This is a genomic window from Agrococcus beijingensis (assembly GCF_030758955.1).
Classification (GTDB): domain Bacteria; phylum Actinomycetota; class Actinomycetes; order Actinomycetales; family Microbacteriaceae; genus Agrococcus; species Agrococcus beijingensis.
Map to the genome: position 1 here is coordinate 2,031,530 of NZ_CP132360.1, position 20,060 is coordinate 2,051,589.

General features: G+C 72.3%; 23 protein-coding genes. 14 read left to right on the forward strand and 9 right to left on the reverse strand.

Translation table 11 applies throughout. The features are described from left to right. The first annotated feature begins 57 nt into the window (after positions 1 to 57). The 5 genes from Q9250_RS09800 (at position 58) to Q9250_RS09820 (ending at position 3,590) form a co-directional block, all read left to right on the forward strand. On the forward strand, positions 58 to 714 hold the full coding sequence (locus Q9250_RS09800; RefSeq protein ID WP_306231701.1) for a TetR/AcrR family transcriptional regulator: 657 nt from the start codon (positions 58 to 60) through the stop codon (positions 712 to 714). Beyond that, entirely contained in the window at positions 711 to 1,751 is a 1,041-nt protein-coding gene (locus Q9250_RS09805; protein ID WP_306231702.1) for an FUSC family protein, read from the forward strand. Before Q9250_RS09800 ends, Q9250_RS09805 begins: the two co-directional genes overlap by 4 nt. A gap of 41 nt (positions 1,752 to 1,792) precedes the next feature. After that, the gene (locus Q9250_RS09810; protein ID WP_306231703.1) at positions 1,793 to 2,413 is read left to right on the forward strand and encodes a CDP-alcohol phosphatidyltransferase family protein; all 621 of its coding nucleotides are present in this window, start codon (positions 1,793 to 1,795) and stop codon (positions 2,411 to 2,413) included. After that, complete coding sequence (locus tag Q9250_RS09815) at positions 2,410 to 2,865, forward strand: hypothetical protein (RefSeq protein ID WP_306231705.1); 456 nt, start codon at positions 2,410 to 2,412, stop codon at positions 2,863 to 2,865. The genes Q9250_RS09810 and Q9250_RS09815 overlap by 4 nt, the downstream gene beginning before the upstream one ends. Positions 2,866 to 2,930: 65 nt before the next feature. Beyond that, positions 2,931 to 3,590 (forward strand): DsbA family oxidoreductase, encoded by a 660-nt coding sequence (locus Q9250_RS09820; RefSeq protein ID WP_422665037.1) that lies wholly within the window; start codon positions 2,931 to 2,933, stop codon positions 3,588 to 3,590. Positions 3,591 to 3,612: 22 nt separating this feature from the next. Here Q9250_RS09820 and Q9250_RS09825 read toward each other — a convergent pair whose 3' ends face one another. The 3 genes from Q9250_RS09825 to Q9250_RS09835 form a co-directional block, all read right to left on the reverse strand. After that, the gene (locus Q9250_RS09825; RefSeq protein ID WP_306231709.1) at positions 3,613 to 4,359 is read right to left on the reverse strand and encodes a class I SAM-dependent methyltransferase; all 747 of its coding nucleotides are present in this window, start codon (positions 4,357 to 4,359) and stop codon (positions 3,613 to 3,615) included. Between the two features lie 25 nt (positions 4,360 to 4,384). After that, positions 4,385 to 6,544 carry a DEAD/DEAH box helicase gene (locus Q9250_RS09830; RefSeq protein ID WP_306231710.1) on the reverse strand — a complete coding sequence of 720 codons (2,160 nt, stop codon included), beginning with the start codon at positions 6,542 to 6,544 and terminating at the stop codon, positions 4,385 to 4,387. Between the two features lie 212 nt (positions 6,545 to 6,756). Next, entirely contained in the window at positions 6,757 to 7,206 is a 450-nt protein-coding gene (locus Q9250_RS09835) for an SRPBCC family protein (RefSeq protein ID WP_306231711.1), read from the reverse strand. A 144-nt stretch (positions 7,207 to 7,350) separates the two neighbouring features. Between Q9250_RS09835 and Q9250_RS09840 the strand changes: the two genes are divergently transcribed. Continuing rightward, positions 7,351 to 7,773 carry an Hsp20/alpha crystallin family protein gene (locus Q9250_RS09840; RefSeq protein ID WP_306231712.1) on the forward strand — a complete coding sequence of 141 codons (423 nt, stop codon included), beginning with the start codon at positions 7,351 to 7,353 and terminating at the stop codon, positions 7,771 to 7,773. Positions 7,774 to 7,782: 9 nt separating this feature from the next. Continuing rightward, the gene (locus Q9250_RS09845) at positions 7,783 to 8,160 is read left to right on the forward strand and encodes a biopolymer transporter Tol (RefSeq protein WP_306231713.1); all 378 of its coding nucleotides are present in this window, start codon (positions 7,783 to 7,785) and stop codon (positions 8,158 to 8,160) included. Positions 8,161 to 8,345: 185 nt separating this feature from the next. On the opposite strand, the gene Q9250_RS09850 is transcribed toward Q9250_RS09845, so the two are convergent. After that, on the reverse strand, positions 8,346 to 8,801 hold the full coding sequence (locus Q9250_RS09850; protein ID WP_306231714.1) for a YdeI/OmpD-associated family protein: 456 nt from the start codon (positions 8,799 to 8,801) through the stop codon (positions 8,346 to 8,348). A 61-nt stretch (positions 8,802 to 8,862) separates the two neighbouring features. Between Q9250_RS09850 and thpR the strand changes: the two genes are divergently transcribed. The 3 genes from thpR (at position 8,863) to Q9250_RS09865 (ending at position 10,707) form a co-directional block, all read left to right on the forward strand. Next, on the forward strand, positions 8,863 to 9,414 hold the full coding sequence (gene thpR / locus Q9250_RS09855) for an RNA 2',3'-cyclic phosphodiesterase (protein WP_306231716.1): 552 nt from the start codon (positions 8,863 to 8,865) through the stop codon (positions 9,412 to 9,414). A gap of 65 nt (positions 9,415 to 9,479) precedes the next feature. Further along, complete coding sequence (locus Q9250_RS09860; protein ID WP_306231717.1) at positions 9,480 to 10,283, forward strand: YwaF family protein; 804 nt, start codon at positions 9,480 to 9,482, stop codon at positions 10,281 to 10,283. Positions 10,284 to 10,347: 64 nt separating this feature from the next. Continuing rightward, positions 10,348 to 10,707, forward strand: coding sequence for a nuclear transport factor 2 family protein (locus Q9250_RS09865; RefSeq protein ID WP_306231719.1), 360 nt, complete (start codon positions 10,348 to 10,350; stop codon positions 10,705 to 10,707). A 22-nt stretch (positions 10,708 to 10,729) separates the two neighbouring features. On the opposite strand, the gene Q9250_RS09870 is transcribed toward Q9250_RS09865, so the two are convergent. Both Q9250_RS09870 and Q9250_RS09875 read right to left on the reverse strand, forming a co-directional pair. Continuing rightward, positions 10,730 to 11,113 carry a VOC family protein gene (locus Q9250_RS09870; RefSeq protein ID WP_306231720.1) on the reverse strand — a complete coding sequence of 128 codons (384 nt, stop codon included), beginning with the start codon at positions 11,111 to 11,113 and terminating at the stop codon, positions 10,730 to 10,732. Between the two features lie 72 nt (positions 11,114 to 11,185). Further along, positions 11,186 to 12,424, reverse strand: coding sequence for a saccharopine dehydrogenase family protein (locus Q9250_RS09875; RefSeq protein ID WP_306231721.1), 1,239 nt, complete (start codon positions 12,422 to 12,424; stop codon positions 11,186 to 11,188). A gap of 194 nt (positions 12,425 to 12,618) precedes the next feature. On the opposite strand from Q9250_RS09875, the gene Q9250_RS09880 reads away from it, so the two are divergent. The 4 genes from Q9250_RS09880 to Q9250_RS09895 all read left to right on the forward strand — a co-directional run bounded on the left by Q9250_RS09880 (position 12,619) and on the right by Q9250_RS09895 (position 16,462). Continuing rightward, positions 12,619 to 14,145: an APC family permease gene (locus Q9250_RS09880; protein WP_306231722.1), complete on the forward strand. Its 1,527-nt coding sequence runs from the start codon at positions 12,619 to 12,621 to the stop codon at positions 14,143 to 14,145. Beyond that, on the forward strand, positions 14,142 to 14,558 hold the full coding sequence (locus Q9250_RS09885) for a universal stress protein (RefSeq protein WP_306231724.1): 417 nt from the start codon (positions 14,142 to 14,144) through the stop codon (positions 14,556 to 14,558). The genes Q9250_RS09880 and Q9250_RS09885 overlap by 4 nt, the downstream gene beginning before the upstream one ends. Positions 14,559 to 14,678: 120 nt before the next feature. After that, positions 14,679 to 16,019, forward strand: a complete 1,341-nt coding sequence (locus Q9250_RS09890; protein WP_306231726.1) for an aspartate aminotransferase family protein — start codon at positions 14,679 to 14,681, stop codon at positions 16,017 to 16,019. Beyond that, the gene (locus Q9250_RS09895; protein WP_306231728.1) at positions 16,016 to 16,462 is read left to right on the forward strand and encodes an Lrp/AsnC family transcriptional regulator; all 447 of its coding nucleotides are present in this window, start codon (positions 16,016 to 16,018) and stop codon (positions 16,460 to 16,462) included. The genes Q9250_RS09890 and Q9250_RS09895 overlap by 4 nt, the downstream gene beginning before the upstream one ends. A 22-nt stretch (positions 16,463 to 16,484) precedes the next feature. On the opposite strand, the gene Q9250_RS09900 is transcribed toward Q9250_RS09895, so the two are convergent. The 3 genes from Q9250_RS09900 to abc-f all read right to left on the reverse strand — a co-directional run bounded on the left by Q9250_RS09900 (position 16,485) and on the right by abc-f (position 20,046). Then, entirely contained in the window at positions 16,485 to 17,183 is a 699-nt protein-coding gene (locus Q9250_RS09900) for a Type 1 glutamine amidotransferase-like domain-containing protein (RefSeq protein WP_306231730.1), read from the reverse strand. Positions 17,184 to 17,351: 168 nt separating this feature from the next. Next, the gene (locus tag Q9250_RS09905) at positions 17,352 to 18,299 is read right to left on the reverse strand and encodes a zinc-binding dehydrogenase (protein WP_306231731.1); all 948 of its coding nucleotides are present in this window, start codon (positions 18,297 to 18,299) and stop codon (positions 17,352 to 17,354) included. An 85-nt stretch (positions 18,300 to 18,384) separates the two neighbouring features. Then, a complete protein-coding gene (gene abc-f, locus Q9250_RS09910; protein ID WP_306231732.1) occupies positions 18,385 to 20,046 on the reverse strand; it encodes a ribosomal protection-like ABC-F family protein in 1,662 nt (553 codons plus the stop codon). Positions 20,047 to 20,060 lie beyond the last annotated feature (14 nt).

A 20,060-nucleotide genomic window follows, 5' to 3' on the forward strand; every position in this document is an offset into this window, starting at 1 on the left:
GACAGCGGGTGTGAACGGCGTTCACATTAGTGCCGCCTCCCGGTAGCGTCAAGGGCGATGGCACGACCCGGGTACTTCCACGGCGACCTGCGGCGAGCGCTGCTCGACGCGGGTCTCACCGCCGCGCGCGCGGGCGGCCCCGAGGCGGTGAGCCTGCGCGAGCTCGCGCGCGAGATCGGGGTGGCGCCCTCGGCGGTCTACCGCCACTTCGACAGCCTCGACCGGCTGCTCTCGGCGCTCTCGCTGCGCGCGCTGTCGATGGTGGCGGATGCGATGGAGGACGAGATCGCGCGGGTGCCGGCGGACGACGCCTCGCCCGCCGGCACCGTCGCGTGGGCGGAGGGCGCGATCGGCGCGGTGGGCCTCGGCTACGTGCGCTGGGCCTGGGCGGAGCCGGGCCTCTTCCGGCTCGCGTTCCGGGTGCACCGCGACCTCGACGCGGCGCACCACGAGGACGCCCGCGGCGCGTGCGGCCGCACGCCCTACGAGCAGCTCGAGCGGGCGCTCGACGCGCTCGAGCGGGTGGGCGAGCTCTCGCCCGCCGGCCGGCCGGGTGCCGAGGCGCTCGCCTGGTCGGCGGTGCACGGCTTCGCGAGCCTCACGGTCGACGGGCCCCTGCGCTCGCTCGATGGGGCCACGCGCGAGCGACTAGCCTGGAGGATCGTGGAGATGGTGCGACTGGGGCTGGCAGCGGCTGCACCAGACCGCCCGTGAGCGGCCAGCCGTTCCGCGAGGCGCTGCTGGCCTTCGGGCCGCACAACGGCGCCCACCGCGTGGCCGTCCGCGCCACCGTCAGCACCGTGGCGCCGCTGCTGGTGCTCCTCGCGATCGGCCACAGCGAGCTGTCGGCGTTCGCCGCCTTCGGCGCGTTCACGTCGCTCTACGGGCGCAACCGGGTGCACCTGCCGCGGCTGGTCATGCAGCTCACCGCCGCCGGCGTGCTCGTCGCCGGCGTCGGCCTCGGCTCGCTCATCGCGACCCTGCCGGAGCCGACCTGGCCCATGATCCTCGGCGGCGCCGCCTTCGTCTGCCTCGTGTCGATCGTCTCCGACGCCGAGGACTGGCACCCGCCGGGCGTGCTCTTCGCCCTCTTCGCCTTCAGCGGCTCGGCGTCGATCCCCGACACGACGCTGGTCGACGCCGGCGTCGCGACGCTGGTCGCAGGCTGCGCCGCGACCTTCTCGGTGCTCGTGGGCGCGACCGGCACCGCGCTCCGGGCGGCCCGCCGCCTGCCTCCGCTGGAGTCGCTGCCCGTGGCGCGCGATTACCGCCTGCGGCCCGGGCGGCGGGTGCAGCTGCGGCGCGTCGCGCGCTACGCGATCAGCGTGCTCCTCGCCGGCGCCCTCGCCACGGCGCTCGACATCGGGCACCCCTACTGGGCGATGGTGTCGGCGGTCGTGCCGCACGCCTCCGGATCCTTCCCCGCCGGGCTCGCCCGAGGCATCCACCGCATCATCGGCACCACGCTCGGCGTGCTGCTCGCGGCAGGCGTGCTGCTGCTGCGCCCGAACGACCTGGTGCTCGTGCTGCTCATCGCGGCCGCGGCGTTCGGCACCGAGCTGCTGGTCGGCCGCAACTACGGCATCGCGATGATCTTCGTCACGCCGCTCGCGCTGCTGGCGGTGCACCTCGCGACGCCGACGCCCGTCGAGGTGCTGCTCGTCGACCGGCTGGTCGAGTCGATCATCGGCACGCTGGTCGGCATCGCCGTCGGCCTGGCGACCGCCCGCTGGTGGCATCGAGTGACCTGAGCGTCCGCCGCCGCGTCGCGCCCCTGTGCTATCAAGAGGACATGCCCCTCATCTCGGCTCGCGACCGCGATCCGGACGACCCGTTCTTCACCCGCGTCGTCACCGTGCCGAACGCGATCACGCTGGCGCGGCTGCTGCTGCTCGTGCCGGTGTGCTGGCTCATCATCGTCGGCGCCGAGGGCTCCTGGTGGCCGGTGATCCTGCTGGCGCTGTGGGCGTCGACCGACTGGATCGACGGGGTGCTCGCGCGGGCGCTCGACCAGACCTCGCGCGTCGGCGAGGTGATGGACCCGATCGCCGACCGAGTCGGCATCATCGGCGTGACGCTGGCGCTGGCGATCGGCGGGGCGCTCGACTGGTGGATCCTGGCGGTGATCCTCGCCGTCGACATCATCTCGGTGGTCTTCGCCGGCAGCGCCGCGCACAGCGGCAGCATCCACGTCTCGTGGCTCGGCAAGTGGCGCACCGCGGTGCTGCTCACGGCGATCGTGGTCGTGCTGCTGGGGCACACCGTGCTGCCGTGGGCGACACCGGTCGGCATCGTGCTGATGCTCATCGGGCTCTGTCTGCACGTCATCGCCGGGGTCGACTATCTGCTGCAGGCGCGTCGCCTGCGAGGGGTGCAGACTGGTGGCCACCACAAGCCTGAGGAGGCGCGATGACGGATTGGCTCGAGGACCGCGAGCGGCTCGCGGCGCACGTCGAGGATCTGCTGGCCGGCTGGCACGAGTCGGTCGAGCGCGTGGCCGGCGAGGGCGACGAGCCCGACACGATCGTCGCGCGTGACGGCGACAAGGTGGCGGCGATCCTGCCCCTCGACGAGGAGAGCGTCGAGGCGATGGTCGACGCCGAGGCCGAGGGCGAGCTGGCGCAGTGGCTGCGCGACGAGCTCGCCGAGGACGCCGACCGCGATGACGACGACCTCGACGATGCCCCGGACGACGACCTCGAGGCGGCGGCGGATGCGTGGCTCGGCTCCGGTCCGGACGACGACGACGACGACGAGGAGGGCACCGTCACCACCACCACCGTCGTCGTCGACGACGACGATGACGACGACCTCGACTGGGACGACCCGGAGGCCGACGCGCTGATCGACGAGCTGCCCGCCTGAACCCGCGCTGATCGAAGATTCCGCCGTTCGGGAATCTGATAGCGGTGGGCCGCGTTGCCCCCAGCATGCAGATCGACATCTGGTCAGACGTGGCTTGCCCGTGGTGCTTCATCGGCAAGCGCCGATTCGAGAAGGCGCTCGCCGCCTGGGAGCACAGGGACGAGGTCGAGGTGACCTATCACTCGTTCCAGCTCGACCCGACGCTGCCCGCGCAGTACGAGGGGACCGAGCACGAGTACCTCTCCCGCAACAAGGGCTTGCCCATGGAGCAGGTGCAGCAGATGCTGCAGCACGTCACCCAGCAGGCCGCCGGCGAGGGCCTCGCCTACGACTTCGACAGCCTCAAGATCGCCAACAGCCTGCCCGCCCACCAGCTGCTCCACCTGGCGAAGGCGCACGGCGTCGCCGCGGCGGTGAAGGAGGGCCTGCTCTCGGCCCACTTCGAGCAGGGCATCAGCATCGGCGAGACCGAGGCGCTCGTCGCGATCGGCGTCGCCGCCGGGCTCGACGAGCAGGAGACCCGCGACGCGCTGGCCGACGAGCGCTACCTGCCCGCCGTGCACGCCGACATCGCGCAGGCGCGCGAGCTGGGCGTGAGCGGCGTGCCCTTCTACGTCTTCGACATGCGGCTCGGCCTCTCCGGGGCGCAGCCCGCCGAGGTCTTCGCGCAGGCGCTCGAGCAGGCGCGCTCGATGGCCCTCGAGGACGCCACGGCCGAGCACTGACGCCTGCTTCGCGGCGCCCCGCTCAGGCGGGGCGCCGCGCCAGGTAGACCCACTCGCGGCCCGGGCGGTCGGGGGCGTCGCGCACATCGACCAGCCGCAGCCCCGCGCGGGCGATCGACGACTCGACCGCCTCGCGCGACCGGAACCGCAGCGTCGACGTCGAATCGATGCGCGTGCCGTCGCGGTGGAAGACCGTCGGCGACTCGAAGGTCACCAGCTCGCCGTCGACCGCGGTGACCTCGAGCCACTCCTCGACCGCCCCCTCGTGCGGCACGTCGACGACGTGGCGAGTCGCCTCCGGCGTCCATTCGAGCCAGGCTCGCCGCTCGGGCCGGCGCGACTCGAACACCAGCGTCCCGCCCGGCCGCAGCGCCTGCCGCGCGGCGACCAGCGTCGCGTGCCAGCCGAGGTCGTCGATGAAGACCTGGGCCACGTTGGCGGTCATGGTGACCACGTCGACGCCGGCGGCGGCGCGCTCCGGCCGGGCCGACGCATCCGCCACCCCCACCACCCAGCGCACGGCCTCGGCGCCCGGCTTCGCCCGCGCGACCGCGACCGATGCCGCGGCAGGGTCGACCGCGGTGACGTCGAGCCCGCGGGCCGCGAGCATCAGCGCGAAGGTGCCGGTGCCGCACCCGATGTCGAGCACCGAGCGGGCGCCGAGCTCGTCGACGACGATCTGCTCGTAGACCGCGAGGTCGCTGCGATCGGGGTCGAGCCAGTCGTAGACGCCCGCGAGGCGCGGGTCGCCGAAGATCGCGTCGACCACGACCGCGGCAGCCTCGCCCGACCCGTCAGCGCCGCGCGATGCGCGCCGCCACCGCGTCGCGGAGCATGCCCTCGACCGCGGCCTGCCGCAGGTCGCTGGTGGTCGGCTCGTCGCCGACCGCGCCATCGATCGCGCGACCGACCATGCCGGCCTTCGAGTCGAGCAGCTCGGCGATGCGCGTGTCGATCGTCTGCGCGGCGAGGATGCGCCACACGGTGACCGGCATCGACTGGCCGATGCGGTGGATGCGGTCGATCGCCTGCGTCTGCTCGGCGTCGGTCCAGGAGAGCTCGGCGAGCACCATGTCGGCGGCGCGCTGCAGGTTGACGCCGACGCCCGCGGCAAGCAGCGAGCAGACGATCACCTGCACCGAGTCGTCGTTCGTGAACGCGTCGATCGCCGCCTGGCGCTGCGTGGGCGTCTGGTCGCCGCGGATCGACACGTTCTTGACGCCGGCCCTGGTGAGCGTCTGCTCGGCCGCGTCGAGCACGTCGATGTGCTTCGCGAAGAAGACCACCTTGCCCACCGAGTGCGCGAGCTGGCCCGCGTAGTCGGCCGCCAGCTCGGCCTTGGCGCGACCGATGCGGCGGGCGAGCGCGAAGACGTTCTCGCCCGTGCTGCCCTCGGTGGCCTCGGTCTCGCTGCGCGCGATGCGGTGCACGAGATCCTCGTCGACGCGGGACTCGACGCGCGCGTCCGCCGAGCGCTGGGCCATCGCGGCGTCGTAGCGGCGCAGCATGCGCTCGACGAGCTCGTGCTCGGCGGCGCGGATCGAGCGCACGGATGCCTCGTCGAGCTCGACGGGGATGTCGGCGATGCGGCGGGCCGGGATGTCGCTGGCCACGTCGATCTTCCGGCGGCGCACGATGCCCATGTCGATGACGGCCCGGCGGGCGGCCGGGTAGAAGCCGCGATCCATCGGCGTGAGGCCGATCTGCTCGAGGCCGTCGGTGAGCTCGGCGTTCGGCTCCTTCTGGTCGATCCAGCCGAGGAACCGCCAGATCGCCCCGAAGTCCTCGATGTCGTTGATCAGCGGCGTGCCGGTCAGCGCCATCAGCAGCGGGTTGCCGACGCGCTCGCGCATCGCTGCCGAGATCTGCAGCACGTGCTTCGAGCGCTTCGAGCGGGTGTTCTTGATGAAGTGGGCCTCGTCGACGACCATGCCGCGGAAGCCGAACCTCTCGAGCCAGCCGATGTGCCGGTCGAGCACCTCGTAGTTGACGATCACGACGTCGGCGAAGGCGTCGAGGTTCTTGCCGTCGCCCTGCAGCACCGCGGCGCGGCGGCCCGGGATCCAGCGCTCGGTCTCGCGCGCCCAGTTGATCTTCACGACGCTGGGGGCGACGACCAGCAGCGGGAACGCATCCGCCGCCTGGGCCGCCAGCAGCGCCTGCGCGGTCTTGCCCAGCCCCGGCTCGTCGGCGAGCAGGAAGCTGCGGTGGCCGTCGCGGGCCGACTGCACGAGCTGCGCCTGGTGGTGCATCAGCTCCTTGCCGCCGGGCGCGATGCGCTGCTTGGGCTCGGGCATCGGCATGCAGGCGGGCTTGCCGTCGGCGGCCACCTCGAACGAGAGGTAGAGCGGCGAGAGCAGGTCGAAGCCGGCCAGGCGGTCACGCTCGGGCTTGCGCCGCACGTGCGTCAGGTCGGGCTCGAGGAAGGGGTTGGCGAGCGAGACGCGGCGCACCGACGGCGGCACGACCTGGGGCGTCTGGGGCTCGCTCGACTCGGGCTCGGGGGCCGACGGCACCTCGGGCTCGGGCTCGATGCCGGCGGCCAGCAGCAGCTCGCGCTTGCGCTCGCGCACGCCGTCGGTGACGGGGGCGCCCTCGCCCAGCAGCGGCAGCAGCGTGGGCTCGCGGCTGGCGGCCTTGGCCAGGATCACGGCGACGCCGTCGAGGCGCTTCAGCTGCTCGGCGCGGTCGGCGTCGCCGAGCGTCTTGTCGGCACGCACGCGGGCGCGCTCCTCGCGGGCGAGCTGCGCGACGACCTGCAGCTTCTCGCGGGTGGAGCGCGAGGCGGCGCCGCGCTTGACGCCCGCCTCGACCTGCCGCACGGCGCGGGCGAGCTGCGGGATCAGGCCGTCGCGGTCGCGCGACGGCGTCTGGGGGGTGCTGGCCGGCTCCTCGTGCTCGGCTGCAGCGGATGCGTCGGTGTCGGTCGCATCGATGGTTGCGGCGTCTGCCACATGTCCTCCGTTCGAGGCGGGCCCGCTGGGCGGGGCCCGTGGATCATGCTCCGACGAGCACCGCGATGCGGTGAGCGACTCGTCGTGCCGATGGCGGCGGCTGCGGCACGGGCGGAGTCGCTATGCGGCTCCGGCGGTGACCGGGGTGCTGTCGCCGACTCCATGCTACCGGTCGAACGGCAGGAACCGCTGTGCGAGGGCGAACGGCCCGCTCAGCCCTCCAGCAGCGCCGCCAGCCGGTCGATCGACGCCATCAGGTTGACGGCCTGCGTGCTCCGTGCGCGCTCGAGCCGCGTCTCGTCGTGCAGCTGCGTCCAGTCATAGGTGTGCGTCACGCGGGTGCCCGAGCCCTCGGGCTCCAGCTCCCACCGCCACAGCTGCCCGATCGGCGGCTTGCCCTGCTCTGCGGGCTTCCAGGCGATGCGGCGGCCCTCCTCGAACTCCACCACGTGGTTCTCGCGCACCGCGCCCTTCGTCAGCGTCATCGCGAACACCTCGCCCTCGCCGCGCACGCGCTGGCCCTCGGGCGCCGTGCCGAGGTTGTCGTTGCCGTCCCACGCGGGCTGCTTCGCCGGGTCTGCGATGTGCTCGAAGATGACGTCGGCGGGCGCGTCGATGACGCGGCTCGCGCTCACGATGCGGGGGATCTCGGTGTCGCTCATGCCCTGATCGAACCACGCGGCCGACGTGCGCCGCCACCGATGCCGCGCACCGCATCCGCCCGCCTGCCCCTGCATGCCATTGAGTCGCCGCCCGAAGCGGAGTAGACCGGAGGTCAGCACCGACGCCGACGGAGGGAGCCGGCCATGACCGACACCACGCGCAAGCACCCGATCTTCCCGCCGTTCACGGACTGGGTGGATGCCTTCGCCCTGCTGGGCGGGTGGGACGGCAAGGGGCCGCTGCCCGGCATCCGCGTCGAGGAGCTCGTCGAGGGCGACGCGTTCGTCGTGCACGCCGAGCTGCCCGGCCTCGACCCGGCGCGCGACATCGACGTGACCGTCCACGACGGCGTGCTGCGGATCCACGCCGAGCGGCACCCCGACAAGCGCGAGAAGCAGCGCTCGGAGTTCCGCTACGGGGCGCTCGCCCGCGAGATCCGGCTGCCGCAGGGCGCCGACGACGACGAGATCGCCGCCGAGTACGAGAACGGCGTGCTCACCGTGCGGGTCGGCATCGCGCGCGTCCCGACGAAGCCGCGCCACATCCCCATCACGCGGATCGGCTGAGCGCACCACGTGACGACCGGGTCGCCCGAGCGCACCGCCGACGGCCGCTGGATCGTCGTCGGCGGGCGGCGCTGGCGGGCGGAGGATCCGTCGCTCGACCCGACGGTCACCGGCCGGCTGCGCTCCCACCTGGGTCGAGCGCGGTCTGCGGTGCGCCTCGCCGCCGCACCGCGCGACCGCGACGCCGCCCGCGATCGCGTGCAGCTGGCCAAGGAGGGCCTCGGCGAGCGCGGCGACGCCTGGTGGGATCTCTCGCCCGCCGAGCGCGCCGCGCGCGCCGCCGACCGGCTCGACCGGCTCGACCGGCTCGACCGGCTCGACCGGCTCGACCGGCTCGACCGGCTCGACCGGCTCGACCGGCTCGACGCGCTGGCGCCGCCCGACTGAGGCCATGGCCGCGATCCGCGGCCGTCCGGCGACGCCGGCAGCTCAGCCGGCGGTGATCCCGCGCAGCTCGTCGAGCGCTCGGGCGAGGCGTCGCTGCCGGGTCTCCGGCGCCTTCGCGTCGNGCGCTGGCGCCGCCCGACTGAGGCCATGGCCGCGATCCGCGGCCGTCCGGCGACGCCGGCAGCTCAGCCGGCGGTGATCCCGCGCAGCTCGTCGAGCGCTCGGGCGAGGCGTCGCTGCCGGGTCTCCGGCGCCTTCGCGTCGGCGATCGACCTGGCCAGCTCCTTGCGCCGCGACGGCGACAGCTCCTCGAACGCGGCCTTCGCGGTGGGATCCTCGGCGAGCGCCGCCGCGAGTTCCGGCGGCAGCTCGACGCTGCGCTCGGCCGTGTCGAGCGCGATCACCGCGTCGACCTGATCGCCGGCGTCGACGCCGAGCGCCTGCCGACGCTCCTTGGACAGCCCCAGCAGGTTCTCGCCGCCCATCTGGCCGATGCGCGTGCGCACGGTGGCACCGGCGATCGTCAGCGTCACCGGCGCGTTGCGCGCGCCGCCGAGCGCGGCCACCTGCTCGTCGGTCAGGACGATCGCCGCGGCCGGGCCGCGCGACTCGACGGTGGCGCGGATGCGGAGCTCGCTCATGCGGGCGAGCCTACGGCCGCCGCCCACCGGATGCACGGCCTCGGCGCGTAGCGTGACCGGCATGGGCCGGCGGATGTTCGTGGCGGTCGTGCCGCCGGAGGATGTGCGGGAGGAGCTCGCGGCGTTCCTCGAGGTGCGGGAGGGCCTGCGCTGGACGCGCTCCGATCGGCTGCACCTGACGCTCGCCTTCCTGCCGTCGGTGCCGGAGCGGGTGCTGGAGACCCTGGAGGAGCGGCTGCGGGAGGCCGTCGGCGATCTGCCGCCCTTCGCGTGTCGGCTGGCGGGCGCGGGTGCGTTCCCGCATCCCGATCGACCGGCGGTGCTGTGGCTCGGCGTCGATCGCGGCCACGCCGAGCTCGAGCGGCTCTCGCGCCGCGTCCGCAGCGCTGCGAACGACGTCGGCGCCGTGCCGGACGGCCAGCGCTTCGTGCCGCACGTGACGCTCGCCCGGCCGCCGCGCGGCCGCAGCGCGCTCCGCTGGCTGCAGGTGCTCGACACCCATCGCTCGCGCGAGTGGACGGTCGACGAGGTCGTGCTCATCGACTCGGAGCTGCAGGGCGCGGGCCATCGTCCACGGCATCGCGCAGTGGCGACCCTGGAGCTGCGCGGCTGATCGCCGCTTCACATCGTTGCCGAACGGTTACCTTGCGCATCTCGCAACCTGCTTAGACTGCAAGAATGCTCTCGGTCGTCCCTCCGATTGCCCGCATGCAGCCCTACGGCATCGACCACTTCATCGTGCTCGGCATCACCGTGGCGCTCATCGTCGTGGTGCCCCTGGCCGTCCGTCGCGCCCGCGACACCCGGCGCACGGAGCGCCTCATCACGCTCGCAGGCTGGGCTCTGCTCGTCATCACGCTGCTGTGGCTGGGGTGGGGCATGCTGCCCGCGCACTGGAACATCGGGGAGTCGCTGCCCTTCCACTTCTCCGATGCGCTGCGCATCGCCACCGCGATCGCGCTCATCACCCGCTCGGGCTGGGCCGTCGGCGTCTCCTTCTTCTGGGGCCTCACGCTCAACCTGCAGACGCTCATCACACCCAACCTCAACTACTACGACGCGCCGGTGCTCGAGTTCGCCATGTACTGGCTCCTGCACATCGCCGCGCTGCTCGCGCCGATCGTGCTGGTCTGGGGACTCGGCTACCGCCCCACCTGGAGCGGCTACGGCGCGACGATCGCGCTCACCATCTCGTGGGCGGCCCTCGCGCTGGCGGCGAACGCGGTGACGGGCGCGAACTACGGCTATCTCAGCCGGGCACCCGAGGGGCCGTCGATCCTCGACGTGCTCGGGCCGTGGCCGGTGTACATCCTGTGGGAGGCGGCGCTCGTCGCGGTCGTGTGGGCCTGCATGACCCTGCCGTGGACCACCCGCGCGGCCCGGGCATCCGCCCCCGTGGTCGACCGACTGGGGCTGATCCGGCGCAAGCGGCAGTGCGAGCCGACCCCGCTGCCGACCGTGGGTGAGCGCGTGGCCCGCTGAGCCACGCCCGAGCAGGGGTCGACGGCCCCTGGCGGGCCACCTCGCGCTGCGATAGACACGCTCCATGACACCTGCTGAGCGATGGCTCGACGGCTACCTCCGCGCCTGGGCGTCGAAGGACGCAGCCGACGTGCGGGCCATCTTCACCGACGACGCCGAGTACTGGTTCCGCCCCGACGACCCCGAGCCTGTCCGCGGCATCGACGCGATCGTGGCGATGTGGGGCGACGACGAGCCCGCCGACCCGCAGCCCGACCTGCGCGTGCTCATCGAGGACGAGCGACTCGGCATCATCACCGGCACCGTCGTGTACCCGGGCCACGAGTCCTACAGCAACCTGTGGGAGGTGCACTTCGCCGCCGACGGCCGGGCGCAGCGGTTCGTCGAGTGGTTCATGACGCCGCGGAAGCCCGCGAGCGACTGACTCCGCGGGGCAGCGCTGCGGCTCAGTCGCGCTCGAGCTGCATCACCGCGATGATGTTGCCCGCCGGATCGCTCGTCCAGGCGATGTCGGGCCCCATCTCGTTGCCGGCGGCGATGCCGCGCTCGTCCTGCTCGAAGCCCTCGTAGCGCAGCCAGGTCGCGCCCCTGCCGCTCAGCTCGTCGACGGCAGCCGGCAGATCGGCCACGCCGAGGTTGAGGATCGTGAAGACCGCCGGCGCATGGTCGTCCTTGGGATAGACCATCACGCGAGCGCCGTCCGGCAGCGTCACCTCGAGCATGCCGTGCTCCTCCCCCACCTCCAGCCCGAGCACGTCGCCGTAGAACGCCTTCGCCGCCGCGATGTCGGGCACCGCGAAGCCGCTGAACCCCTGCGTGTAGTCGACCATCGGTCCACCTCCGGGGGCAGTATCCGCCGCTGCCGGCCTGCGCACAAGGAGCGCGAACGGTCGGCGCCGCGCTCACGAGGCCGGCGCGACCTCCATCTGCGCCCACGGGCTGCCGTACTCCCCCAGCTTGTCGAGGAACGGCTTCGGCGGCATCGCCTCCGGGCCGAGCACGCCGCTGCCCGACCACGCGCCGGTCGCGAGCAGCTCGAGCGCGATCACCGGATTGATCGCGGTCTGCCACACCACGCACTGGTGCCCGTACTCCGCCATCGACCAGGCGTTGTCGACCACGTGGTAGAGGTAGGTCGACCGCGGCCGGCCGTCCTTGCCCGTGCCGCGCACCCACACGCCGGCGCAGGTCTTGCCGGTCATCACGGGGCCGATGGATGCGGGATCCGGCAGGCAGGCGGCCACGACATCGCGCGGGGAGACCTCGACGCCGCCCACCCGCACCTTCTCGGTGCGATCGAGCCCGAGGGTGTGCAGCGTCTGCAGCACGCCGATGAACTCGGCCCCGAGCCCGTACTTGAAGGTGACGCGCTCGCAGTCGATCCAGCGGGGCATGAGGAGCACCTCCTCATGCTCGACGTTCACGCACTCGACCGGGCCGATGCCCTCGGGGAAGTCGAAGACCTCGGGCTCGCTGAAGGGCTCGGTCGTGTACCAGCCGCCGTCGGTCGCCGCGCGCGAGCGCTCCCAGATCACCGGCGGGTTGAGGCACTCCTCGATGGTCGTCCAGATCGAGAACGACGGGGCGAAGATCTCGTTGCCGTCGTCGTCGTGCACCGCCAGGTTCGCCCCGTCGCGCGTGCCGAGCTCGGTGATGCTGTCGAACAGCTCGTCGGCGGCGTAGCGCGCCAGCACGTCCGACAGCCCGGGCTCGACGCCGATGCCGACCAGCGCCAGCTGCCCGGCCGCCTCCCACTGCCGCGCCTTCGCGAACTGGTCGTCGCCGAGCTTCAGCCCGACCTTGGCGTAGGGCTCCTGCGCATGCCGCTGCGAGAGGCTCATCGCCATGTCGAGGTAGCCGGCACCGGCCGCGAGCGCGCCGTCGAAGATCGGCATCACGAAGCGGGGGTCGACGGCGTTCATGACGTGCGTGATGCGATGCTCCCGGCACAGCGCCGTCACCGAATCAGGGTCGGATGCGTCGACCCGGGCCGCCGAGAAGCGCGCGTCGACCGCTGCCGCCCGTCGCGCGCGCTCCTCGTCGTAGTCGGCGATGACGATCGCCTCGTAGAAGTCGCGCCGTGCGGCGATGGCCGCGAACGCCCCGCCGACACCTCCGGCGCCCACCAGCAGGATCCGCATCGACGTCGCTCCTCTCGCAGCGGCTCGCCCGCGCCGGAGCGCGGCTCCCGAGACCGAATGAGCGCGACTCTAGTGCAACGACGACGGAATCAGTAGTGTCTGCGCTCAAGGAGGACGGATGCGGCACCAAGAACGCGAGTGCGGCACGGGTTCCGCCGAACCGCGTATGCCGAACCCCATCTGAGGGAGCAGTCGTGACCGACCACCGCACCACTCCGGCCCCCACCGATCGCCCGGGCCTCAAGCCGAACGCCATCGGCTTCCTCGACGCCATGGTGATCGGCCTGGCGTCGACCTCGCCGGCCTACACGATCGCCGCCATCATCGGCGGGCTCGTGCTCTACACCGGCGTGCACGCCCCGGGCATCATGCTCGCGAGCTTCATCCCGATGCTGCTCATCGCCTCGGCCTTCTACTACCTCAACACCGTCGACCAGGACTGCGGCACCACCTTCTCCTGGGTGACGCGCGCCATGGGGCCGTGGTTCGGCTGGATCGGCGGCTGGGCGATCGCGATGACCGGCGTGCTCATCGTCGGCTCCCTCGCCGAGGTCGGGGTGCGCTACTCGCTCCTCACCTTCGGCCTCGAGGATCTCGCCTTCGACCCGGTGGTCGTGCGCATCCTCACCGTGGTCCTCATCCTCGTGATGACCGCCATCTGCGTCTGGGGCACCGAGATCTCGGCCCGCCTGCAGAACGTGCTCATCATCTTCCAGGTGCTGTCGCTGCTCGCCTTCGCGATCGTGGCGCTCGTGCAGGTGTTCTCGAACACCTCGTCGTTCGACTCCATCACCCCGTCGTGGGAGTGGCTCAACCCCTTCGGCGGCGGCTGGGACGGCGTGACCGCCGGTCTGCTGCTAGGCGTCTTCGCCTACTGGGGCTGGGAATCGGCGGTCAACCTCACCGAGGAGACCACGAACTCGTCGCAGTCGCCCGGCAAGGCCGCCATCTGGTCGACCATCGTGCTGCTCGTCACCTACCTTTCGGTGACGATCGCGGTGGTCGCGCTGGCCGGCGACTCGTTCCTGGCCGAGAACGCCGACGAGGAGGACGCCATCTTCCAGGTGCTCGCGAGCGAGACGATGGGCCCTTGGGGCTGGGTCGTCATGCTCTCGGTCGCCACCTCGGCGATCGCGTCGACGCAGACGACGATCATCCCCGCCTCGCGCACCGGCCTCAGCATGGCCCGCCGCGGCGCGTTCCCGAAGCGATTCGGCCACATCCACCCGCGATTCCGCACGCCCGACGTGTCGACCTGGTGGGTCGCCGGCATCGCGATCGCGTACTACCTGGTCGTCGGGCTCCTCAGCGAGACGGCGCTGTGGGACACGCTGACGGCTCTCGGCCTGCTGATCGCCTTCTACTACGCGCTCACGGGCATCGCCTGCGCCGTCTACTTCCGCAAGCGCCTGACGAAGAGCGTGAAGAGCTTCCTGCTGATCGGCGTCGGCCCGGTGCTCGGCTCGCTGATGCTCATCTGGCTGCTGATCTCGGCGATCATCGACTACGGCAACCCCGAGAATGCCTACACCGAGACGCCCTGGTTCGGTGTCGGGCCGCCGCTGGTGATCGGCGTCGGCATCTTCATGACCGGCGTCGTGCTGATGCTCATCCGCTACTTCGGCGACCGGCGATTCTGGAACGAGCGGCCGAGCACCGCCGAGCAGCCCATCGTGCGGATCGACGTGACCACCGGCAGCAGCGAGGAGCCCCGACCGTGAGCATCGTGCTGGGCTACGACGAGTCCCCCGGCGCCAAGGCCGCGCTGGCGACCGCGATCGACATCGCCGGCCGCTTCGGCGAGCGGCTGGTCGTCGTCTTCGCCACCGAGCCGCCGGGCAGGCTCGGCGAGGAGCGCCGCAGCCACGAGGCGGCGCTCGAGCAGCTCGGGCACGATGCCGTGCGCCACGCGCTCGACGCCGCCGCCGCGGCCGGCGTCGACGCGGTCGCCACGCTCGCGCCGCAGCGGCCGGTGGATGCGCTGCTCGACCAGGCGGAGGAGCACGACGCGCGCGTCATCGTCGTCGGCACCTGGGGCGAGAGCCCCATCCGCGGCGCCATCCTCGGCTCGACCCCGCACAAGCTGCTGCACCTGAGCCGCCGGCCCGTGCTGTGCGTGCCCGTGCGCGCCTGACGACCTGCGCGCTCTCGCACCCGAGCGCATCCGCGCCCCGAACGCATCCACGCACCGAACGCATCCGCGCCCGAACGCATCCGCGCACCGACGCATCCGACCCCGACGAGCAGGAGACCCATGCCCTCCCCCGCCGACCACCTGTGGCTGCACTTCACCCGCATGGCGAGCGCCGACCGCGCGCCCGTCATCGTGCGGGGTGAGGGCGCCTACATCTGGGACGACCGCGGGAAGCGCTACCTTGACGGGCTCGCCGGGCTGTTCGTCAACCAGCTCGGCCACGGTCGCACCGACCTGGCCGCCGTCGCGGCCGAGCAGGCGTCGACGCTCGCGTTCTTCCCGCTCTGGTCGTACGCGCATCCCAGCGCGATCGAGCTCGCCGACCGCCTCGCGTCCCTCGCGCCCGGCGACCTCGACCGGGTCTTCTTCACCAGCGGCGGCAGCGAGGCGGTCGAGAGCGCCTGGAAGCTCGCCAAGAACTTCTTCAAGCTGACCGGCAAGCCGATGAAGCACAAGGTCATCAGCCGCGCCATCGCCTATCACGGCACGACCCACGGCGCGCTATCGATCACCGGGCTGCCGCCACTCAAGGAGCAGTTCGAGCCGCTCGTGCCGTCGACCTTCCGGGCGCCGAACACCAACATCTACCGGGCGCCGCTGCACGGCGACGACCCCGAGGCCTTCGGTCGCTGGGCTGCCGACCAGATCGGCGTCGCGATCGAGCAGGAGGGGCCCGACAGCGTCGCGGCGGTGTTCCTCGAGCCGGTGCAGAACGCCGGCGGCTGCTTCCCGCCGCCGCCGGGCTACTTCGCCCGCGTGCGCGAGATCTGCGACGAGCACGACGTGCTGCTCGTCTCCGACGAGGTGATCTGCGCCTTCGGACGGCTGGGCACGATGTTCGGCGCCGAGCGCTACGGCTACCAGCCCGACATCATCACCTGCGCGAAGGGCCTCACCTCGGGCTACGCGCCGCTCGGGGCGATGATCGCGAGCGCCCGCCTGTTCGAGCCGTTCGCGCAGCCGGGCGCCTCGTTCGCGCACGGCTACACCTTCGGCGGTCACCCGGTGTCGACCGCGGTGGGCCTGCGCAACCTGCAGATCTTCGACGAGGAGGGGGTGCTCGAGCACGTGCGCGCCAATGAGGGCGCCTTCCGCGCGACGCTCGAGCGGCTCAGCGACCTGCCGATCGTCGGCGACGTGCGCGGCGACGGCTACTTCTACGGGCTCGAGCTGGTGAAGGACAAGGCGACGAAGGCGACGTTCGACGACGCCGAGAGCGAGCGGCTGCTGCGCGGCTTCCTCTCGCGCGCGCTGTTCGACGCGGGCCTCTACTGCCGCGCCGACGACCGCGGCGACCCGGTGATCCAGCTCTCGCCGCCGCTCATCTGCGATCAGTCGCACTTCGACGAGATCGAGCAGATCCTGCGGGGCGTGCTCACCGAGGCGTGGGCGCGGCTGTGACGCTCGACGAGCAGGACAAGGCGATCATCGCCGAGCTGCAGCGCGACGGCCGAACGCCCTACGCGGCCATCGCCGAGGCCGTCGGGCTCAGCGAGACCGCCGTGCGCAAGCGCGTGATGCGCCTCACCGACTCCGGCGTGATGCAGATCGTCGCCGTCACCGACCCCACCCAGCTGGGCTTCGCCCGCCAGGCGATGATCGGCATCCGCGTCTCCGGGCCGCTGGAGCCCGTCGCCCAGGCGCTCGCGGCGCTGCCCGAGGTCGACTACGTCGTCATCACCGCCGGCAGCTTCGACGTGCTCGCCGAGGTGGTGTGCGAGAGCGACGCGCACCTGCTCGCCCTGGTCTCCGACCGCATCCGCGGCATCTCGGGCGTGCGCGAGACCGACACCCTGATGTACCTCAAGCTGCAGCAGCAGACCTACGCGTGGGGCGTGCGCTGAGGCCCGACGCCCGCCGTGCGGATCAGCCCTCGCTCGCCGGGTCGAAGCGCTCCCAGCGGCCCTCGGACACCACGTCGACAGCTCCGTCGACCACACGGATGGCCGTGGCGTCGTCGATCGCGTAGGTGGGCACGGGGATGCCCGCCGCCCACGCGGCGATGCTGTCGCGCGCGGTGTCGGCCATGTCGGGGTCGTCGAGGTGCGGGTACAGCGTGAAGTCGACGAGACCCAACGCCCGCTCGGCGTCGACCCCCATGTCGCTGCCGTCGGGCACGAGCTGCCGGTCGAACGCCGCGTCGCAGTTGTAGGGCGTGACCGCGATGCTGCCCGCGCTGACGCCGACGTAGACCGTCTGCTCCAAGGTCGGCAGGAGGTCGGCCAGCCCGGATTCCCGCATCCAGTGGCAGAGGTAGAGCACATCGCCGCCCCAGACGAGCAGGGCGTCGGCCTCCTGCAGCATCGGCACCCAGCTCTCGCGGCGGATCGTCGGCAGCGCGGTCAGCTCGAGCACGCCGAGCGACTTCCAGCCGAGGCCGGCCAGCGGACCCGAGGCCGTGCCCGAGATCGCCTCCCACGCCATGCCCGCGCCGCCCGGGAACGGATGGATCGCGGTGGGGATGATGAGCGCGGTCGACTCGGCGATCGGCTTGCCGAGCAGCTCGACGAGCGCCGCGGCAATGCTCGGATTGCTGACGCCGCCGGAGGTGAGGAGGAGCTTCATCGGGGCCTTTCCGCTGCACGGGTCACGACGGCCGCACCGCGCTGCTCGGGTCGTGTGCTCGCAGGCTAGACCGCGTGGCCCGGCTGAGCCACCGCTGCGCGACCCGGCTGTCCCCGACGACGGCGAAGAGGCCCGCGCCGTCGAGCGCGGGCCTCTCGTCAGATCAGGTCAGTCGGCGACCTTCGCCACCAGGCGGCCGACGGCCGTGCCGTCGATGAGCTGCTGGATGCCGGCCGGGATCTCCTCGAAGTCGATCTCGGTGATGGCGGGCTTGAGGTCGCCCGAGGCCATGTGGCGCATGGTCTCGACGATGTCGTCCTTGCTGCCGCCCATCGAGCCGTGCAGCTGCTTGCGGCCGAGGATGAGCGAGTAGGTGTCGATGGTCGACTCGAGCTTGCCCATGCCGACCTGCACGACGCGGCCGCCACCCGACGACTTCACCGTCTGCAGCGCATCCGCCGTCGTCACGCCGAAGCCGGCGTAGTCGATGATCACGTCGAGCTCGACATCGGCGAACTCGGTGATCGACTTGGCGACGCGCGTGGCGCCGGCCTCGCGCACGCGCTCCCAGATCGACTCGTTGACCTCGGCGACGTAGACGTCGGCGCCACGCAGCTTGGCGACTCGAGCGCCGATCTGACCGAGGCCGCCGAAGCCGATCACGCCGACCTTCATGCCCGCCTCGACGCCAGCGGTCGAGAGCGCGCCGACCGAGGTCATGCCGGCGTCGGTCGCCGCTGCGGCTGCCGAGAAGCCGACCTCGTCGGGGATCGCGATGAGCGCCTCGGTCGAGACCTCGGCGCGGTCCTCCCAGGCGCCGTTGACCATGTAGCCCATGAGCTCGGCGAGCGGCCAGACGGCCACGCGATCGCCGACCTTCCAGTCGGTGACGCCCTCGCCGACCTCGCTGATGACGCCCGCGGTCTCGTGACCGGGGACGACGGGCAGCTCCTTCATCGTCTGCAGCCACTTCTCGTCCTCGAGGATGCCGACGTCGGAGTGGCACAGGCCCGCGGCCTTGACGTCGATGACGACCTTGCCGGGCCCCGCCTTGGGCTCCTCGATGTCCACTCGCTCGAACGCCTTGTGGGTGCCGACGAACTGCCATGCGCGCATGGGAATCTCCTTAAAATCTGAACGAACCTGTGCTGCCGACGTTACTCCCGAGCGCACCCCGTGGCCAGCACATTCCGCTCACGGCTCAACGCTCCGAGACGATGCCGGACTGCACGATCCACTGCCGATCCGTCTGGACCGTCTCCAGCATCCGCCGGTCGTGCGTCACCAGCAAGAGGGTGCCCTCGTAGCTCTCGAGCGCCTGCTCGAGCTGCTCGATCGCGGGCAGGTCGAGGTGGTTGGTCGGCTCGTCGAGCACGAGCAGGTTGACCCCGCGCGCCTGCAGCAGCGCGAGCCCCGCCCTGGTGCGCTCGCCGGGCGAGAGCTCGTCGACCGGGCGCCCCACGTGGTCGGCCCGCAGGCCGAACTTCGCCAGCAGGGTGCGCACCTCGCCAGAGGCCATCTCGGGCACCAGCAGCTCGAAGGCGGTCGCGAGCGGCCGGTCGCCCACCAGCAGCGAGCGGGCCTGGTCGATCTCGCCCACCTGCACGCTCGCACCGAGGTTGGCGGATCCCTCGTCGGGCGCCTGCCGCCCCAGCAGGGCGCGCAGCAGCGTCGACTTGCCGGCGCCGTTCGGCCCGGTGATGCCGATGCGCTCCCCCGCGCTCACCTGCAGCGAGACGGGGCCGAGCGTGAAGTCGCCCTGCCGCAGCACCGCGCCGCTGAGGGTCGAGACGACCGTGCTCGAGCGGGGCGCCGAGCCGATGGTGAACTCGAGCTGCCACTCCTTGCGCGGCTCCTCGACCTCGTCGAGCCGGGCGATGCGGCTCTCCATCTGGCGCACCTTCTGCGCCTGCTTCTCGCTCGACTCCGTCATCGCGCGGCGGCGGTTCTTGTCGTTGTCGGGCGCCTTCTTCATGGCGTTGCGCACGCCCTGGCTCGACCACTCGCGCTGCGTGCGGGCGCGCGCGACGAGGTCGGCCTTCTTGTCGGCGAACTCGTCGTAGGCCTCGCGCGCATGCCGGCGCAGGGTCGCGCGCTCCTCGAGGTAGGCGTCGTAGCCGCCGCCGTAGATGCGGTTCGACGACTGCGCGAGGTCGAGCTCGAGCACGCGCGTGACGCAGCGGGCGAGGAACTCGCGGTCGTGGCTGACGAGCACCACGCCTCCCCGCAGCCCCTGCACGAACGCCTCGAGCCGCTCGAGCCCGTCGAGGTCGAGGTCGTTCGTGGGCTCGTCGAGCAGCACGATGTCGAAGCGGCTGAGCAGCAGCGCGGCGAGGCCTACCCGGGCGGCCTGGCCGCCGGAGAGCGAGGTCATCAGCGCCTGCTGCGGGTCGCCGTCGAGCTCGAGGCCCAGCTCGGCGAGCGCGATCGGGATCCGCTCGTCGAGGTCGGCCGCGCCACTGGCGAGCCACCGCTCGAGGGCGACCGAATAGGCGTCGGATGGGTCGACACCGTCGGGCGCGAGGCTCGGGTCGCCGAGGGCCTCGGCCGCCGCATCCATGTCGGCGGTTGCCTTGGCGCAGCCGGTGCGACGCCCGATGTAGGCGACGACCGTCTCCCCCTCGACGCGCTCGTGCTCCTGCGGCAGCCAGCCGACGAAGGCGTCGGCTGGGGCCAGTTGCACGGTGCCGGCCTGCGGCTCGATCTCGCCGCCGAGGATGCGCAGCAGCGTCGACTTGCCCGCCCCGTTCGCGCCGACGACGCCGACGACGTCGCCGGGTGCCACAGTGAGGTCGAGGGAGTCGAAGAGCGTGCGGTGGCCGTAGCCGCCGGCGAGCCCCTGGGCGACGAGGGTTGCGGTCATCCGTCGATTCTCTC

Bases quoted from the DNA above. Each gene is read 5' to 3' on its own strand.
- Q9250_RS09860 (WP_306231717.1), top strand. From the start codon at position 9,480: ATGCTCTCGGTCGTCCCTCCGATTGCCCGCATGCAGCCCTACGGCATC.
- Q9250_RS09835 (WP_306231711.1), bottom strand. From the start codon at position 7,206: ATGAGCGACACCGAGATCCCCCGCATCGTGAGCGCGAGCCGCGTCATC.
- Q9250_RS09875 (WP_306231721.1), bottom strand. From the start codon at position 12,424: ATGCGGATCCTGCTGGTGGGCGCCGGAGGTGTCGGCGGGGCGTTCGCG.
- Q9250_RS09850 (WP_306231714.1), bottom strand. From the start codon at position 8,801: ATGAGCGAGCTCCGCATCCGCGCCACCGTCGAGTCGCGCGGCCCGGCC.
- Q9250_RS09815 (WP_306231705.1), top strand. From the start codon at position 2,410: ATGACGGATTGGCTCGAGGACCGCGAGCGGCTCGCGGCGCACGTCGAG.
- thpR (WP_306231716.1), top strand. From the start codon at position 8,863: ATGGGCCGGCGGATGTTCGTGGCGGTCGTGCCGCCGGAGGATGTGCGG.
- Q9250_RS09840 (WP_306231712.1), top strand. From the start codon at position 7,351: ATGACCGACACCACGCGCAAGCACCCGATCTTCCCGCCGTTCACGGAC.
- Q9250_RS09900 (WP_306231730.1), bottom strand. From the start codon at position 17,183: ATGAAGCTCCTCCTCACCTCCGGCGGCGTCAGCAATCCGAGCATTGCC.
- Q9250_RS09800 (WP_306231701.1), top strand. From the start codon at position 58: ATGGCACGACCCGGGTACTTCCACGGCGACCTGCGGCGAGCGCTGCTC.
- Q9250_RS09820 (WP_422665037.1), top strand. From the start codon at position 2,931: ATGCAGATCGACATCTGGTCAGACGTGGCTTGCCCGTGGTGCTTCATC.
- Q9250_RS09890 (WP_306231726.1), top strand. From the start codon at position 14,679: ATGCCCTCCCCCGCCGACCACCTGTGGCTGCACTTCACCCGCATGGCG.
- Q9250_RS09810 (WP_306231703.1), top strand. From the start codon at position 1,793: ATGCCCCTCATCTCGGCTCGCGACCGCGATCCGGACGACCCGTTCTTC.
- abc-f (WP_306231732.1), bottom strand. From the start codon at position 20,046: ATGACCGCAACCCTCGTCGCCCAGGGGCTCGCCGGCGGCTACGGCCAC.
- Q9250_RS09865 (WP_306231719.1), top strand. From the start codon at position 10,348: ATGACACCTGCTGAGCGATGGCTCGACGGCTACCTCCGCGCCTGGGCG.
- Q9250_RS09905 (WP_306231731.1), bottom strand. From the start codon at position 18,299: ATGCGCGCATGGCAGTTCGTCGGCACCCACAAGGCGTTCGAGCGAGTG.
- Q9250_RS09870 (WP_306231720.1), bottom strand. From the start codon at position 11,113: ATGGTCGACTACACGCAGGGGTTCAGCGGCTTCGCGGTGCCCGACATC.